This is a genomic window from Gemmatimonadota bacterium (assembly GCA_016704275.1).
Lineage (GTDB): Bacteria > Gemmatimonadota > Gemmatimonadetes > Gemmatimonadales > GWC2-71-9 > Palsa-1233.
In genome coordinates, this window is record JADJAK010000005.1 from 61,702 (window position 1) to 77,954 (window position 16,253).

A 16,253-nucleotide genomic window follows, 5' to 3' on the forward strand; every position below is an offset into this window, starting at 1 on the left:
CAGTGACCCGCGTCGAGAGTGGTTCAGAATACCGGTCCGAACGAAATGGTCCAGAAGGGATTGGTGCCCGGGCGCTGCAGCGGCTTCGAGTAATCGAAGCGCAGAATGACCAGGCCGAAGAGGTTGGTGCGCAACGAGACGCCGACCGAACGGAGCGGCACGCGGACCGCTGCGGGCGACTCACCGGCCTCCCGCGTCCACGCCACGCGGCTGCTGCCGCTCCACGCCACACCGATGTCGTAGAAGATGGCGCCCTCGATCGGCGGAATGGCCCGCGGCACCCAGCTCCAGTTCGGCGACATCACCGGGAAGCGCAGCTCGGCATTGCCGATCGCGAACTGGGTGCCGACGAGCTGGTCGAGCGCGACGCAGCCGGTGCTGCTGTTCGGATCCTGAATGGTGTTGTTGCACTCATTCCGGAGAAATGAGCCCGAGGTGTAGCCGCGGAGCAGATCCGGATAGCCGAGGTAGAGCGAGAACCGATCGGCGTCGCGACCGCTGCGCCCGTAATACATCAGGCGGGTCGCCAGCGTGAACGGCCCGACGAACTTGTCGTACCGGCGGTAGTCGGCCGTCGTCTGGATGTACTTCCATCCGCCGAGGGTCGGCGCAATCTCGAAGCGCGAGGAGCGGCCGAGCATCGGGCCGACGTACCCGCCGAGCGAGTTGTCATGCACGAGGGCGAGCGAGGGCTGCAGGAACGAGGTCGAGCCGAGCCCGGTCCGTTCCTGGTAGATGTCGCGCGTCAGTGCCCCGGTGAATGGGTCGTAGACTTCGTTGATGTCGAGGATCGCGTCGTCGACATTGGTGGCGCGCATGCCGGTCTCGACCCGGGAGAAGCGGGAGAACGGATACGATCCCTGCGCGAACGCCGAGCGGAGCACCAGGCGGCGATAGCGGGTGACGTACGTCTGCTCGAAATTGGTCGGGCCGTCGGTGATGAACGACCCCTGATAGAAGAAGTACGGATCCTGTTGCAGGCCGACCGCCCAGCTCGCGCGCCGCGAGAGGTTGGCGTAGGCCGCGAGGACCTGCGCCTCGTCGATGCGGCCGTTGACGTAGCCGCTGAAGACGAGTTGCCGATCGCCGAGCATGTCGGAGAGGGAGACCGTCGTGCCCCCGAAGAAGCCCCGGCCGAAGTTGTCGCGGGCATAGCCGATGCTCGGCCGCGCGACGTAGTCGGGCGAGAAGCCGACCTTGTACTTCCGCTCGGTGAACGAGGCGGTGTCGGGGAGCCCCAGCGACGCGGAATCCATCAGCGCGATGATCGAGAGCTCCTGACGAGGCGCCAGCGAGTCGAGCGAGCGGACCAGCGAGTCGGCCGGACGCAGCCCGCGTGCGCCGCGGTAGAGCGCGCTGCCACCGGCGGCCACCGGGGCCCGCGTGGTGTCGGTGAAGCGGGCCGTATCCCGGGCCACGGCCGCGGCGGTGATCGTCGGCATGCCGGGGTGCCACGCCTCGCGCTTCAGCGAGCGCGGGTTCGGCAGCTTGTAGACATCGTACTTGCCGTCCTCGTAGTAGACGTAGGCCAGCTGGTCGGCCTTCGGCGCCCACGAGAGAATCGGCGAGAGCGGCGTGATGCCCTGCGCGCCGGTGTAGAAGTCCGTCAACTGATACGAGGCGCGGTCCGCGATGTCGTACAGGAAGATGTTGCTCACACCGTTCCGGTCGGAGACGAACGCGAGCGACGCGCCATCGGGGGCCCACTGCGGGTTCACGTTCTTGCCCACATCCATCCCCGGCAGCACGTCGACGCGGGAGGTGCCGAGGTCGAGCGTCGCCAGCCGGTAGTTGCCCACCGTCAGCGTGGTGAAGTTCGTGCCGGGCCCGCGATCGGTCGTGAAGGCGATCGTCCGGCCATCCGGTGACCACGTCGGGTGGAGATCGGCATACTTGTCGTTGGTCAGCCGGGTCAGGTTGGTGCCGTCGACGTTGACCGTGAAGAGGTCGGAGAGGCCGCCGTCATAGCCGGTGAAGACGAGACGCTTGCCATCGGGGCTCCACGACGGCGTGGTGACGCCGCTCAGGTCCACCGTGATCCGGCGCACCTCCTTGTTGCGCGCCACGTCGACCAGCACGATGTCGTCCTTCGGGCCGCGCTTCGCCGCAAAGGCGAGCAGGGTCCCGTCCGGTGACCAGCTCGCCGCGGAGTTGATGAAGCGGAACGTCTCGTAGTTCGAGCTCCACGTCGACTTGAGCAGGCGGCGAATCGGCTTGCCGTTCGTGCCGTCGGCGAGCCAGAGGTCGACGAAATAGAAATTCTTCTCGGAGAAGTACGCGACGCGGCTGCCGTCCGGCGAGAGGGCAGGGGCGAGGTGGAGCGTGCCCTCGCTGATCTTCTCGGTGAGCAGCGCCTGCGAGACATCCTTCGCCTTGTTCCGCGTTGCCAGCTCGGGGAGATAGCGGCGCTGCATCGCCTCGCGCCACTGGTCGCCGAGCTGCTTGAAGTCGAGGCCGATCACCCGGCGGAAGGAGCCTTCGAGTGATCCGGCGCGCGAGCCGAGGAGGATGGCGCCAACTGCCTCGTCACCCCAGCGCTCGCCGATGTAGGTGACGATCGACTGGCCGAAACGATAGGGGAAGATCCGCGGATCGGTCTCCAACTGCTGAATCGTCGGCAGCTTTCCTTCGGCGGTCGCGTCGCGGATCCACATCGCCGTGTTCGGGTCGAGCTCGCCGATCGAGAAGTACTCCGCCATCCCTTCGACGAACCAGAGCGGCGGATTCACCGCCATGATGGTCTGCAGGCCACCGCCGGCACGACCACCGGACCAGACGTCGTACTGGAACTGGTGCACCATCTCGTGCTGGAGCACGTGCATGATGTCGTCGTACGAGCCGGTCAGCGGCAGCACGTTGCGGTGCTTGAGGAAGTCGGTGAAGCCGCCGGTCCCCTCGCCCACTTCGCCGCCCGCCGTGTTCGTCTGGACGAAGTCGGAGTGCGAGGCGTAGAGGATGATCGGCTTGCGCTCCTTGAACTGGTGCTTCAGGACGCGCGACAGCCGAGCGTACGAGCGCTCCGCCATCCGGGCCACGTCGAGCGCCGCGGCATGTTCGACCGGGTAGTAGTAGAGGTCGAAATGCTCGGTCTCGAGCACCTTGAAGTCGAAGCGGCTGTACTGGACCTTGTTCTGGCCGAAGTACTGTGCGGCGGCCGGCATCGGGGCGATGGCGGCGGCGGCGACGAGGAGGAGCCAGGCGATACGGCGAGTCATCGGAACCTTCCGGCCTGCAGGGTCACTCAGGGATCGGCGAGGAGCACGGGGGCATCCTGCCAGAGTCGCTCCAACTGGTAGAACGCCCGGGTCTCGGGGTGGAACAGGTGGACCACCACGTCCACAAAATCGAGCAACACCCAGCGGCCGTGGGTCAGGCCCTCGACGTGGTGGGTGTCGAGGCCGGCGTCCTGCATCGCGTCCAGCACACCATCGGCGAGCCCGCGCACGTGGGCATCGGAGGTGCCGGAGGCGATCACGAAGTAATCGGTCGCATCGGTCAGCCCGCGGAGGTCGAGCACCTGCACCCGGTGCCCCTTGCGATCCTCGATCGCGCCGACCACGGCCCGGACCGCGGGTGGGAGGCGACGATCAACCAACGGGGAGCTCGGGGGTGCCATCCTCAACTTGGTACGCCACGGCCCACGCGCCGGATCCAACATGCGTCCCCAGGACACCCGTGGCCGGGCCGACAATGATCTCCCGCGGCGTGAACGCCGCCTGCAACGCCATCCGCACCCGTTCTGCCACCTCCGGCGCCTCGGCGTGGACGATGCCGAAGCGGATCGACTTGGGGCGCGGCGTCAGCGCCGCCGTGATTCGGGCCAGCATCCGCGGAACCACCTGGTCTCGGCCACGCACTCGGTCCACCGGCTGCAGCCGTCCGGCCGCGTCGACTTCCAGAATCGGTTTGATATCGAGCAGGCCACCCAGCCAGGCCTTGCCCTTCGATACGCGACCGGAGCGAATCAAGTTGTCGTAGACGTCCACGGTGAGCATCAACCCCGATTGATCACGGACCCGCACCAGCTCCTTGGCGATGGCGGCGGCTGGCCACCCGGCTTCGGCCAATTCGGCCCCTCGCAAGGCCAGCAGCCCCAGTCCGACCGAGGCGCTACGCGAATCCACCAGATGGACGCCGTTGATCCCTGCCGCGTTAACCGCCGCCTGTGCCGAGCCGAGCGTGCCGGAGAGCACCCCGCCGAGAAAGACCCCGACCACCTCTTCCGCCTCCTCCCGCGCCGCCCGGAACGCCCGGACGAACTGGGCGGGGGTGGGCTGGGAGGTCGTCGGCAACTCCTTGGCCGTTCGCAGGCGCCGATAGAAGTCCTCGGGCTTCAGCTCGATCCGGTCGCGAAAGGTCTCGTGGCCGAACATCACCTGCAGCGGCACCATGATGATCCGGTGCTGATCGAGTACGGCGTCGGGGAGGTCGTTCGACGAGTCGACCACGATCGCGACGCGCCGCGTCTCGACATGCGACAGGCGTCGGTGCTGGGCCCGCATGTCTTCCGCCTTGCGTGCGGTGACGGTGCCCCACTGTTCCGCGTAGGTAAAGACGGCGTCGGGGGTATCGGTGTGCACATGGATCTTCAGGATGTCGCCCGCGATCCCCACCACCACCGAGCCACCGAAGCCGTGCATCGCCTCCCGGACGTCATTGGCAGGCGGGAGGGGCACCCCCCGGACCAGCACTTCGGTGCAGAACTGGAAGTCCCGCTCGGCGTCGAAGCCGGCCATCGCCGCCGGAATCACCGCCTCGCCTTCGAGCGGCATCATTGCCGGCAAGATGGGGTCGCCGTTGATCGCGCGCACGAACCCTTCGATCATCCTGACAAATCCCTTACCGCCCGCATCGACGACGCCGGCCTCCTTGAGGACGGCCATCATCTCCGGCGTCTTGGCGAGCACCACTTCGGCCTCGTGGTGCAACCGGCGCATGAAGTCGCCGATGTCCGGTGTCCCCGCTGCCGCCAACTCGGCGGCCCGGGCGGCGTCGCGGGCGACGGTAAGGATGGTCCCCTCACGCGGCTCGTCGAGGGCGCGCTCGAGGGCGTCGGCCCCACGGCGCACCGCCGCGGCGACGACTTCCGTATCGGCGGTGACGCGGTCGTTCAGCCCTTCGGAAAAACCGATCAGGAAGTGCGCGAGCATCATCCCGGAATTGCCGCGCGCGCCGAGGAGGGCCGCCCGCGCCGCCGTGGTGGCGGTGTCCGGAAGCGAGGCGTCGCCGAGCGCCCGGAGGGCGTCGGCGACGGCGCGCAGCGTCAGCGTGAAGTTGGTGCCCGTGTCACCATCCGGCACCGGAAAGACATTGATCCGGTTCAGCTCCTCTCTGCTGGCCGCGACCCAATCAGCCGCGGCATAGAAGCCGCGCGCGAGTCGGGGGCCATCGAGGTAGCCGATCCCGATCGTCACCGCCCCTCAGCCTTCGGGGGAGATGTTGACCTTCACCTCGGCATGGACGTCGTGGTGCAGCTTGACGGCCACCGAGTGAAAGCCGAGGAGCTTGATGTGATGCTCCAGGTCGATCTTGCGCTTGTCGACCACGAGGCCCATCGCGCCGAGCGCGTCGGCGATGTCGGCCGAGGTGATCGAGCCGAAGAGCTTCCCTTCGTCGCCCGCCTTGCGGGTGAGTTCGACCGTCACGGCATTCAGCTTCGCCGCGAAGGCCTGCGCCTCGGCGCGCTCGGCGGCATGCTTCGCGTCGCGGGCCTTCGCCTCGGCGGCGATCCGCTTCTTGTTCCCCTCGGTCGCTTCGAAGGCGAGGCCGTTGGGGAGGAGGAAGTTGCGGGCGTAGCCCGGCTTGACGCGGACCAGGTCACCGGCCTTGCCGAGCGAGGGGACGGCCTCGCGAAGAATCAGATCCATCATGGGGCAACTCCTTGGGGCGGCGGCACGCGCCGTCGAAGGTCGAGCCAGGTGTCGGCCACGCCCAGAACGGCGCAGCCCAGCGGTACCAATGCTAACACAGGCACCGCGGCGAGGCACAGGAGCACCACGAAGGGGCGTGGTGCGGGGATCATGGCACTGCGGACGACCGCCAACCCACGCGCCGCGTAGAGCGTGGCGACCACCAGGAGCAGGTTGCGGACAAGCACTTCCGCGCCGCGCGGCAGGTCGATCAAGACCAGCGCGGTGAGCACCACCAGCGCCCAGATCAGGTGGTCGCTGAAGCGAAAGGTGCGGAACGGGGCGGGGGGCGTGCCCAGCGGGTGCCGCGACAACCGATGGTACCACTCCCAGGCCAACCACCCGCCGAGCAGGGCGTAGATCGCGACCATCCCGGGGTAGAGCTCGCCCATCGCCGTGGTCGCTCGGCTGAGCTCCTGGACCAGTTCGGTCGCCGTCGGCGAACTGCTCCCCGAGATGATCACCTCGGAGTGGACGACGGGATTCTCCGGCAAGCCGAAGCTCGGGAAGAGCGCCCGCCACCCCTTCCAGGTGGTGCTCACGATCTCGCCTTCGAGGTCGCCGAAACGGAGGCCGAGCTTGAGGAACCAGCCGATGGTCGCGGCGGCGGCCACGCCGATGGCGACGAGGGTGCGGGTCAGCAACGACCGCAGCGTCCCACCGAGTGCGGCCACGACGTAGGCGCCGGTGAAGAAGGCGCCCGCCGCGCGGAGCGTCTGCTCGGGGAGCGTCGTCGGAATGCGCAGCAACACCGCGATCGAGGTCACCCCGAGAACGATCCAGATCCACTCCCGCGCCGTCGCCGGCCGGGAGAGGAGGAGGAGGACGACGGTCGGGGCGAGAAAGAAGAACGGAGAAACGGTAGGGGCCAGCACGAGAAACCCTGCCGCAAGCAGCAGGGTTGGCCACCGCGAACGGGACCCGGGAAGCCCGGGCCCCGGCGGGGTCGTGGTCAGCCGCCGAATCCCTTGATGTACGGGAGGAGGGCGACCTGACGGGCCCGCTTGATGGCGGTGCTGAGCTGGCGCTGGTGACGGGCACAGGTGCCCGACAGGCGGCTCGGCAGGATCTTGCCGCGCTCGGTTAGGAAACGGGTCAACAGCCGCTCATCCTTGAAGTCGACGATGCGCACGCCGGACTCACAGATGGCACAGGTCTTCGATGGGCGGGCCATTACTCGTCGTCCTCCCCGTCCTTGGCAGACGGCGTCGGCGCCATCTGGGCGCCCTCGTTCATCACGATGAGGTGGCGAATGAGCCCCTCGTCCAACTTCAGCGCGCGCTCGAACTCCGGCAGCTGGGCCGGGGCAGCATCGAACTTCGCGATGACGTAGTAGCCGGTTTCCTTGCCCGCGATGGGATACGCGAGGGTACGCTTGCCCCAATGATCGAGGGCGAATTCCGCCCCTTCGACCTGCGGGATCAACGCGTGGAAGCGATCGAGCTTCTCGGTGACGGCAGCCTCTTCGAGCACGGAGTCGAAGATGTACACCGCCTCATACGAACGGGTCATCAGCACCTTCCTTCGGACATGGTTGCCCCGGGGCTGGTGCGGCACCCGAGGAGGATTGATTGTGGACAGCCCTCCAAGATACTAGAAGGGCACCTGCCAGCCCACCCCCCCACGAAGCAGGCGCGGCGCCTGGAGGCCCAGGACCTTGGTCCGCCCGTTGGCCACCCGGGCCGAGAGGACCCCGATCGCCGCCCCCGCCACCACGTCGCTGAGCCAGTGCTTCTCCTCGGCCAACCGGGCCCACGCCGTCCCCGTGGCCAGCGTGTAGAGGCCGGCCCGGGCCCACGTGGAATGGGAGGCGTCGCCCAGGGTAGTCGCCAAGGCGAAGGCCGCCGCGCTGTGACCCGACGGGAACGCGGTCTGACCGGAGAGGGGCGCGAAGTCGAGGCCGTCCCGATCCGGGTCCTGAAAGGGCCGGGCGCGACCGACGAACTCCTTGGTGGCCTGGGTGACGACGGTCTCGAGGAGGATCGCGGCGGCGGTCTGGCCAGCCAGCCGAACGAGGGCGGGGCGACGGCCCACCCAGCCGACCACGGCGAGGCCGCCGCTGATCCCGGCGATCGCTGGTGCCTCCCCAAAGGTCTTGAGGCGGCGTGCCGTCTGCAGCCGCCCGGCCGAGGGGGTGTCGGCGAATCGTCGGGCGAGGGAGGCATCGACCAGGATAGAGGCCACCACGATGCCGCTGACGGCCCCGACGGTGGGCCAGCGCAAGGCAGTCGGCCCCGGCTGCTGCCCCCCCACCGGCGCCCGAAGAGGCACCAGCAGGAGCAGGGCGAGCAGCAGGGGCCGCTGCATCAGCGCGAGACTACTTGGCGGTGCCGAGCCGCAGCCAGCGCACTTCGCGCAGTTCGCCTTCCTGCGGGCGGTGGACCAGCAGCGAATCGCCGGCGGCGAGGAGCACCTTGGTCGTCGCGGGCAGCAGGAAGCGGCCGATCGGCTTGCCGTCGGCGCGGAGCTGGATGAACTCGATCTGGTCGGCTGCGGTGATCGGACCCGCCAGATAGAGTTGCCCCTCGTGGGTGGCCACGATGCCGCCGAGCGCGGGATGCAAGGTGTCGCTCTTCTGCCTCATGCTGTCGAGGTCGACCTCGGAGAGTTGCCCATCGAGTCGCGCCTGGACGGAGGCCCGCTTCGCGGCGAACTCCTCGGGGGTGATGGGCAACCGCGGACGATTGATGTGCAACTGCCAGCGCGGATTCCCGTCGGCCATCTTGCGGATCAGATCGATCCGGTCGCCTTGGCCCCAAACAATCTCGCCATCCGGGAAGACGGCATAGACCGGCGAGGTCGCGAAGAGCGGCGGCGTCGACACCAACTGCTTCCCTTGCAGGCGGACCCACGGCATTGGCGCCTGTAACAGCAGCTGCCCCGTGGTGTCGGTTGCCTTCTTCAGCAGGTAGATGCGGAAGGCGCCCTCGCCGGATTCGCTGTGGGCCACCATCCCCTGGAGGACCGGCAACGCGCCGACGAAGCCGCGCGCCTCACCGTCCTCGATCGCCGGAATCGGCTTCGACTCGACGAAGCTCCCCTTGGCATCGTAGGTCATCACCCGCGCGCCATCCGCCATCATGTCGATGAGCTCGACGGCGTTGTCCGACCCAGGCCCGACGCCGAGGACCGCCAGGTACTCGCCGAGTCCCTGCCCGACGCGGCCGATGGTGACCGGCGTCGTGTCGGCGCTCCAGATCTGGACCGAGCGTCCCGGTTCCCAGAGGGCGATGCGATCGCCACCGAGGCGGTTGGCGATCGGCTGCACGAGAGGACACGCCGCCCGGCCGTCCGCGACGCAGACGAGTCGGCCATCCTGCGGCGTCAGCAGCGGGAGGGAATCCACCGCGGCGGCATCGAGGGTCCAGTTGCCACCGGGCGCCGGTGCCTCGGGGGCGTCGGACGTGGCACATCCAGCAAGCGAGAGCGCGAGGGCGAGTTGCGCCGCGTGGCGCCAGCGGACAGCGATCACGACATCACCTCAGTTGTTGAATCGGAAGAGCATCAAGTCACCATCCTGCACCACATATTCCTTCCCCTCGGCGCGTGCGAGTCCCTGTTCGCGCGAGGGCTTCCAGCCGCCGACCCGGACGAAGTCGGCATACGCGACGGTTTCCGCGCGGATGAATCCCTTCTCGAAATCGGAGTGAATCACCCCGGCAGCTTCCGGCGCCTTCGCCCCGACGCGAATGGTCCAGGCGCGGACCTCCTTCTCGCCGGCGGTGAAGTAGCTCTGCAGGTTCAGCAGATGGTACGCGGCCCGCGCGAGGCGATCGAGCCCCGATTCCTGCACGCCGAGCGACGCCATGAAGTCGGTCCGATCCTCGGCCGGCAACTCCGCCAGTTCGGCCTCAACCTTCGCCGAGAAGATCACCACGTCGGCCTGCTCGCCGTCGGCGACGATCGCGGCGCGGAGCGCCTCGACATGCGCGTTGCCCGCGGCAAGTTCGTCTTCCCGCACATTGGCGGCATAGAGGACCGGCTTCGACGTGAGGAGGTTGAGCGACTTGAAGAGCGGCTCTTCCTCCGCCGTGTGCTCGACGGCCCGCGCGAGGCCGCCGTTCTCCAGCACCGCCATCACCCGTTCCATCAGCGCCTTCTCCGCCTTCGCCGCGGCGTCCCCGGTCTTTGCGGCACGGGTCGCGCGGTCGAGGCGCTTCTCGAGCGAGACCATGTCGGAGAGCGCGAGCTCGGTGTTGATCACGATGCGGTCGCGCACCGGGTCGGGACCGCCCATCACGTGCTGCACGTCGTCGTCCTCGAAGCAGCGAATCACGTGCACGATCGCGTCGACCTCGCGGATGTTGGCGAGGAACTGGTTGCCGAGGCCTTCGCCCTGGGACGCGCCCTTGACCAGGCCGGCGATGTCGACGAACTGCACCGTCGCGGGAACGGTGCGCTCGGGGTTGATCAGCTTGGCGATCTCGCCGATGCGATCATCCGGGACCTCGACCACGCCGGTGTTCGGCTCGATGGTGGCGAAGGGATAGTTGGCGACGAGCGCCCCCGCCGAGGTCAGCGCATTGAAGAGCGTGGATTTCCCGACGTTGGGAAGGCCGACGATACCGAGGGCGAGCATGAGGGTCCGTGGGGTGGTGGGTCGTAAGTCATAGGTCGTAGGTCGTAGGTCTGTCACGGAGCCACGCGCCACGCCAGCCGCGGAAATCTAGCCAACGTCCCGCTGGGGTGCCCGCCCCCGCGGAGACTCCGAAACCGGGCTGGCGGGGGGGGGGGCGGGGAGCGGGGGGGTGCGGGACCCGCTGCCAGACGCACTCGGGGCGGAGCGCCCGCCGTTCAGCAGGAACTCCGCCCCGAAATGACCTACGACCTACGACCTACGACCTACGACTTACGACTTACGACTTACGACCTACGACTACCTGCCGAGCGAGACGAACCACGGCGCGAGCACCAGCGACACGACGCTCATCAGCTTGATCAGGATGTTCATCGCGGGGCCCGAGGTGTCCTTGAACGGATCGCCGACGGTGTCGCCGACGACGGCCGCCTTGTGCGGATCGGAGCCCTTGCCGCCATGCGCGCCGCCTTCGATGTACTTCTTGGCGTTGTCCCAGGCGCCGCCGGCGTTGGCCATGAAGAGCGCCATCATCACGCCGGTGACCGTCGCGCCGGCCAGCAGGCCGCCGAGGGTCTTCACGCCGAGGAGCGAACCGGTGAGGACGGGAACGAGGATCGAGGCGACGCCCGGGACGATCATCTCACGCAGGGCGGCCTTGGTCGAGATGTCGACGCAACGCGCCGAATCCGGCTTGACGCCTTCCTTTCCTTCGAGCAGACCCGGGATCTCGCGGAACTGACGACGGACTTCCTCGACCATCCCCTGCGCCGCGCGACCGACGGCCGTCATCGTCTGGGCGCCGACGAAGAACGGCATCACGCCGCCGAGGAAGAGGCCGATGACGACCATCGGGTCGATCAGGTTGAGGCCGACCTTGTCGAGGCCGACCGCCGAGGCGTAGGCGGAGAAGAGCGCCAGCGCCGTCAACGCCGCCGAGCCGATCGCGAAGCCCTTGCCGATCGCGGCGGTGGTGTTGCCGAGGGCATCGAGTCCGTCGGTGATGGCGCGGACTTCCTTGCCGAGGTGACTCATCTCGGCGATGCCGCCGGCGTTGTCGGCGATCGGGCCGTACGCGTCGACCGACATCGTCACGCCCACCGTGGCGAGCATGCCGACGGCGGCGATCGAGATGCCGTAGAGCCCGGCCACGGAGAAGGCGATCCAGGTCGCGCCGCAGATCAGGAACACCGGGATGATGCAGCTTTCCATCCCGATCGCCAGGCCGGCGATGATGTTCGTGGCCGGGCCCGTCTCGGAGGCCTGGGCGATCCGCTTCACCGGGCCCATCGCGGTGTAGTACTCGGTCACGAGGCCGATCAGGATGCCGGACACGGTCCCGGCGAGGACGGCCCAGAACGGCCCCATCGGCGAGAGCGCCGTGCCAGCCTCATCCACCATGTTGAGCGGCAGCGCGGAGGTCAGCATCCACGCGAAGACGAGGAACAGGCCGGCCGCGATGAAGGTCACCAGCCGGAGCGCGTTGGCCGGATTGCCCTTGGCCAGCACACGCATGGTCAACACGCCGATCAGCGAGGCCACCAGGCCGGCGGTGATGTACCCGACGGGCAGGAGCATCGCCGTGATGCGATTGGCATCCGGGATCAGCACGGACGTGGCCGCGAGGGCGATCGTCGCGATCACCGAACCGACGTACGACTCGAAGATGTCGGCGCCGAGGCCGGCGACGTCGCCGACGTTGTCACCGACGTTGTCGGCGATGGTGGCCGGGTTGCGCGGGTCGTCTTCGGGGATGCCAGCTTCGACCTTGCCCACCAGGTCGGCGCCGACGTCGGCCGCCTTGGTGTAGATGCCGCCGCCGACACGGGCGAAGAGCGCGATGCTCGACGCACCCATCGCGAAGCCGGAGATGATCTCGCCGAAGAGCTTGGTGTTGGTGGCGAGCTCGACCTTGCCCAGCGCCATGAAGACGATCGCGATCCCAGCGAGACCGAGCGACGCCACGGCCAGCCCCATGATCGAGCCGCCGCCGAACGCCACCCGGAGCGCGGCCGCCTGACCCTCACCGCGCGCCGCTTCCGCGGTGCGCACGTTGGCCATCGTCGCGCCCTTCATCCCGACCCACCCCGCGGCGACGGAGGCGATGCCGCCGAGGACGTAGGCGATACCCGTCTTGGCGCCGACCGCGAACGACAGCAGCACGGCCACCGCGAGGAGGAAGGGGAGCAGCACGACGTACTCGCGCTTCAGGAAGGCCATCGCGCCGAGCGAGATCTGTTCGGCAAGATCCTGCATGATGCCGGAGCCGGCCGGGCGCTTCTTGACGGCGAAGAAGCTCACCATCGTGGCGACGAGGCCGACGAGTCCGATCGCCAGGGCGTAGAGGGGCAAGTTCTCGGTCATGGTCTCAGTGGGTTCGAGGGAGTGGTGGTCAGGTACGGTTGAATCGGGTCATGGCGATCTCGATGCCGTCGTGCGCCCAGCAGGCCACGGCCTCCGCCATCTGGTCGAGTGTTGCATCGAGTGCCGCGCGTTCGTCGTCCGCAAAGCGGCCGAGCACCCAGTCGGCGAGGTCGTCGTACTCCAGCGGCTTGGCGCCCACGCCAATCCGGAGGCGGGCGTAGTCCTGGCGCCGAAGCGCGCCCTCGATGCTCTTGAGGCCGTTGTGACCACCCGCCGAGCCCGCCCCGCGCAGGCGGAAGCGGCCGGGCGGCAGCGCGACGTCGTCGACCAGCACCAACAGGTCCGACGCCGGGTCCCACGAGGGGCTCCGCAACATCCGCAACGCGTCGCCACTGCGATTCATGTAGGTGTTCGGCTTCAGTAAACGAACGGGGACGCCTTCCAGCGTCCCCGACGTTGCCACCGCTTGCTCGGCACGACGGTACGGGGCCATGCCCCACCGCGCGACGAGGTGATCCAACAGCATCCAGCCGGCGTTGTGCCGAGTGCGCTCGTATTCGGGACCGGGGTTGCCGAGCCCGACGATCGCCTTCGCCACTTAGGCGCCGACGGTCTCGGCCTCGTCGGCCTTGCCCTTCTTGATGACTTCCGGCTCGGCGCCGACCGCTTCGGTCGTGGCCGAGACTTCGGCGCGGCTCGGGATCACCGAGACCACCGAGAGGCCGCCATCGTGCATGAACTCACCCTTGGCGAGCGTCAGGTCGCGGACGTGCACGGCATGACCCAGCGCGAGGTGGGTGACATCGACGTCGATGTGCTCGGGGATGTCGGCCGGCAGCACCTTGATGCTGATCCGGTGCAGGTGGTGGTCGAGGACCCCGCCCTGATTCCGGACGCCGTCGGCGGTGCCGATGACATGGACCGGGACTTCGACGACGATCGGCTCACCGGCGACGACGGCGTAGAGGTCGATGTGGATGACCTCGGCGCGCTTCACCGGGTTCCGCTGGACCTCGCGGACCAGGGCCTTGATCGGGGTGCCACCATCGATGGCGACATCGACCAGGGTGGCCTCGCCACCGATCACCTCGAGGAGGCGCCCGAGGGCGCGCGACTCGACCGCGAGTGCGCGGGACTCGATGCCATGCCCGTACAGGACCGCCGGAACCTTCCCTTCGCGGCGCAGGGACCGCGCCGCGCCCTTGCCCGACTTCGAACGCGACTGTGCGTTAAGCTCTACATGATGCATTGCCGTCTCCGTCCTTCAGTTCAGTCGTTCAGTCGAACAACGCGCTGACCGACTGGTCGCTGTGCGTATATCCGATCGCCTTGGCCAACAATCCCGCAATCGAGAGCACCTTGAGCGCCGGGAAATGGCGGTCGGGTGGTATCGCGATCGTGTTGGTGACCGCCACTTCGGTCACCGGTGCCGCCGACAGCCGTTCGACCGCGGGCCCCGAGAGCAGGGCATGGGTCGCGCAGATGTAGACATCATTCGCGCCGAGGCGCTTGAGGGCATGGACGGCTTCCGCCATCGTGCCCCCGGTATCGATCATGTCGTCGGCGAGAATGCAATTCTTGCCGGCGACATCGCCCACCACGTTCACCACTTCGGCCACATTCGGGCCGGTGCGGCGCTTGTCGATGATCGCCAGCGTCCCGTTGAGCCGCTTGGCAAAGCCTCGGGCCATCTTGGCCGAGCCGACATCGGGCGCCACCACGACCACGTCCTGCAAGTTCATCTGCCGGTAGTGCTGGACGAAGACCGGCGCCGCGTAGAGGTGGTCGACCGGAAGGTCGAAGAACCCCTGCAACTGGTGCTGGTGGAAGTCGATCGCCAGGACGCGATCCGCGCCCGCCACCGACACCATGTTCGCCATCAGCTTCGCGGAGATCGCCACCCGCGGCTGATCCTTGCGGTCCTGGCGGGCATACCCGAAGTAGGGCATCACCGCCGTGATCCGCGCCGCACTCGCCCGCCGCGCCGCGTCCATCAGAAGCAGCAGCTCGAGCATGTTCTCGGCCGGCGGATTCGTCGAATTGATGACGTAGACGTCCCGCCCGCGGACGTTCTCATCGATCCGGACGAAGATCTCCCCATCGGCGAAGCGCTTGAGCGTCACCTTGCAAAGTTGACCGCCCAACTGCTGGGCAATCTCCTCTGCGAGAGGACGATTCGCCGACCCGCTCAGGAGGAGCATCGGCTTCGAAGTCAAAGGTGTATCCGCCATAACGACAGCCCGGAAAGATAGCGGTGGGGGGGATGCTGGGGAAGGGGAGGAAAACCACGGTATTGCCCCGCGTGGATTCGAACCACGATAGCCGGATCCAAAGACCGGCGTCTTGCCATTAGACGACGGGGCAGAGCAGCCAGAATCTAGCGGAGTCGGGTTTCTCGATGGAAGGTGACCAGTGACCAGTGACCTGTGATTTGAAGCCGGGGCCCCCTGGTCACGGGTGACTGGTTACTGGTCACCCCTCACCCCTCACCCAGCCTGAGTCCTCACCACCACCCCGAACTTCCCTCCCAGCCGGCTCGCGGCGTCGTCCCGGTCCGGCTCGGTCCGGTAGACGGCGAAGAGGGTGCTCCCCGAGCCGCTCATCCGACAGAGGAAGGGGTGGGTGCCGGCGAGGGCCTCGAAACCGGCGCGGATCGCCGGAAAGCGGCCGAAGACGGCGCCCTCGAAGTCGTTGCCGCCGAGGCGGGCGATGTCGCTCCAGGACTGCAGCACCGGCTGATCGAGGACCACGGTCCCTCGGGGGCCGTCGGCGTCGCGGACCTCGTCGACCCAGCGGTAGGCGTCACCGGTCGGGACGGCCGCACCGGGGAAGAGGAGCAGCATCGGCTTGGGCGGGAGCGCCGGCAGCCGCAGCAGCCGCTGGCCGTGGCCCCAGGCCAGCGCGAGCGGGGCATCGGCGAGGAAGAAGGGGACGTCTGCCCCGAGCCGATTGGCCATCTGGAGCAGTTCCGCGCCGGGGACGGCGCCGTTGGCGAGCTGATTCACCGCCCGGAGGGCGGTCGCCGCGTCGCTCGAGCCGCCGCCGAGCCCGCCGCCGGCCGGAATCCGCTTGACGAGCCGCATCGCCACGCCGAAGCGCCGCCCGGTCGCGGCCAGGACCGCTTCGGCCGCCCGCCAGGCGAGGTTCTGTTCCATGGGGCCGACATCCGCACCTTCGACGTCGAGCGTGATCCCGGCGGCGGTACGGGTGACCTCGAGGGTGTCATGCAGCGCGACCCGGCAGAACAGTGTCTCGATGCCGTGGTAGCCTGAGGCTTCGCGGGCCAGGACCCGGAGGAAGAGGTTGACCTTGGCGGGGCAGGTGAGCGTGAGCGTGTCGCTCATGCCGCCGCCTCCGGGATCGCCTCGCGGCGAAAGCCCGTGGTCACGGCCGACCAGGCGCCC

15 protein-coding genes and 1 tRNA gene are annotated in these 16,253 nt (G+C 68.2%); all 16 read right to left on the minus strand.

Annotated elements, in window-relative coordinates; genetic code table 11:
- Positions 1 to 23 precede the first annotated feature (23 nt).
- The gene (locus IPG05_11000) at positions 24 to 3,215 is read right to left on the minus strand and encodes a PD40 domain-containing protein (protein ID MBK6495607.1); all 3,192 of its coding nucleotides are present in this window, start codon (positions 3,213 to 3,215) and stop codon (positions 24 to 26) included.
- A 26-nt stretch (positions 3,216 to 3,241) separates the two neighbouring features.
- Positions 3,242 to 3,616: a ribosome silencing factor gene (rsfS, locus tag IPG05_11005; GenBank protein MBK6495608.1), complete on the minus strand. Its 375-nt coding sequence runs from the start codon at positions 3,614 to 3,616 to the stop codon at positions 3,242 to 3,244.
- Entirely contained in the window at positions 3,588 to 5,414 is a 1,827-nt protein-coding gene (locus IPG05_11010) for a DegV family EDD domain-containing protein (protein MBK6495609.1), read from the minus strand. Before IPG05_11010 ends, rsfS begins: the two co-directional genes overlap by 29 nt.
- A 6-nt stretch (positions 5,415 to 5,420) precedes the next feature.
- The gene (locus IPG05_11015) at positions 5,421 to 5,867 is read right to left on the minus strand and encodes a 50S ribosomal protein L9 (protein ID MBK6495610.1); all 447 of its coding nucleotides are present in this window, start codon (positions 5,865 to 5,867) and stop codon (positions 5,421 to 5,423) included.
- Complete coding sequence (locus IPG05_11020; protein ID MBK6495611.1) at positions 5,867 to 6,784, minus strand: DUF2232 domain-containing protein; 918 nt, start codon at positions 6,782 to 6,784, stop codon at positions 5,867 to 5,869. Before IPG05_11020 ends, IPG05_11015 begins: the two co-directional genes overlap by 1 nt.
- A 77-nt stretch (positions 6,785 to 6,861) precedes the next feature.
- Positions 6,862 to 7,083, minus strand: coding sequence for a 30S ribosomal protein S18 (locus tag IPG05_11025; GenBank protein ID MBK6495612.1), 222 nt, complete (start codon positions 7,081 to 7,083; stop codon positions 6,862 to 6,864).
- Positions 7,083 to 7,421, minus strand: coding sequence for a 30S ribosomal protein S6 (gene rpsF / locus IPG05_11030; protein ID MBK6495613.1), 339 nt, complete (start codon positions 7,419 to 7,421; stop codon positions 7,083 to 7,085). Before rpsF ends, IPG05_11025 begins: the two co-directional genes overlap by 1 nt.
- 81 nt (positions 7,422 to 7,502) lie before the next feature.
- Positions 7,503 to 8,216 (minus strand): phosphatase PAP2 family protein, encoded by a 714-nt coding sequence (locus IPG05_11035; protein MBK6495614.1) that lies wholly within the window; start codon positions 8,214 to 8,216, stop codon positions 7,503 to 7,505.
- Between the two features lie 10 nt (positions 8,217 to 8,226).
- Entirely contained in the window at positions 8,227 to 9,381 is a 1,155-nt protein-coding gene (locus tag IPG05_11040; protein ID MBK6495615.1) for a hypothetical protein, read from the minus strand.
- Between the two features lie 9 nt (positions 9,382 to 9,390).
- Entirely contained in the window at positions 9,391 to 10,488 is a 1,098-nt protein-coding gene (gene ychF / locus IPG05_11045) for a redox-regulated ATPase YchF (protein ID MBK6495616.1), read from the minus strand.
- Positions 10,489 to 10,785: 297 nt separating this feature from the next.
- Entirely contained in the window at positions 10,786 to 12,849 is a 2,064-nt protein-coding gene (locus IPG05_11050) for a sodium-translocating pyrophosphatase (protein ID MBK6495617.1), read from the minus strand.
- 28 nt (positions 12,850 to 12,877) lie between these two features.
- The gene (locus IPG05_11055) at positions 12,878 to 13,447 is read right to left on the minus strand and encodes an aminoacyl-tRNA hydrolase (GenBank protein MBK6495618.1); all 570 of its coding nucleotides are present in this window, start codon (positions 13,445 to 13,447) and stop codon (positions 12,878 to 12,880) included.
- Positions 13,448 to 14,098 carry a 50S ribosomal protein L25 gene (locus IPG05_11060; protein MBK6495619.1) on the minus strand — a complete coding sequence of 217 codons (651 nt, stop codon included), beginning with the start codon at positions 14,096 to 14,098 and terminating at the stop codon, positions 13,448 to 13,450. It lies immediately after the preceding gene.
- A 28-nt stretch (positions 14,099 to 14,126) separates the two neighbouring features.
- On the minus strand, positions 14,127 to 15,080 hold the full coding sequence (locus IPG05_11065; protein MBK6495620.1) for a ribose-phosphate pyrophosphokinase: 954 nt from the start codon (positions 15,078 to 15,080) through the stop codon (positions 14,127 to 14,129).
- Between the two features lie 62 nt (positions 15,081 to 15,142).
- A tRNA-Gln gene (locus IPG05_11070) sits at positions 15,143 to 15,213 on the minus strand.
- Between the two features lie 122 nt (positions 15,214 to 15,335).
- Positions 15,336 to 16,193 (minus strand): 4-(cytidine 5'-diphospho)-2-C-methyl-D-erythritol kinase, encoded by an 858-nt coding sequence (gene ispE, locus IPG05_11075; GenBank protein MBK6495621.1) that lies wholly within the window; start codon positions 16,191 to 16,193, stop codon positions 15,336 to 15,338.
- Positions 16,194 to 16,253: the final 60 nt, after the last annotated feature.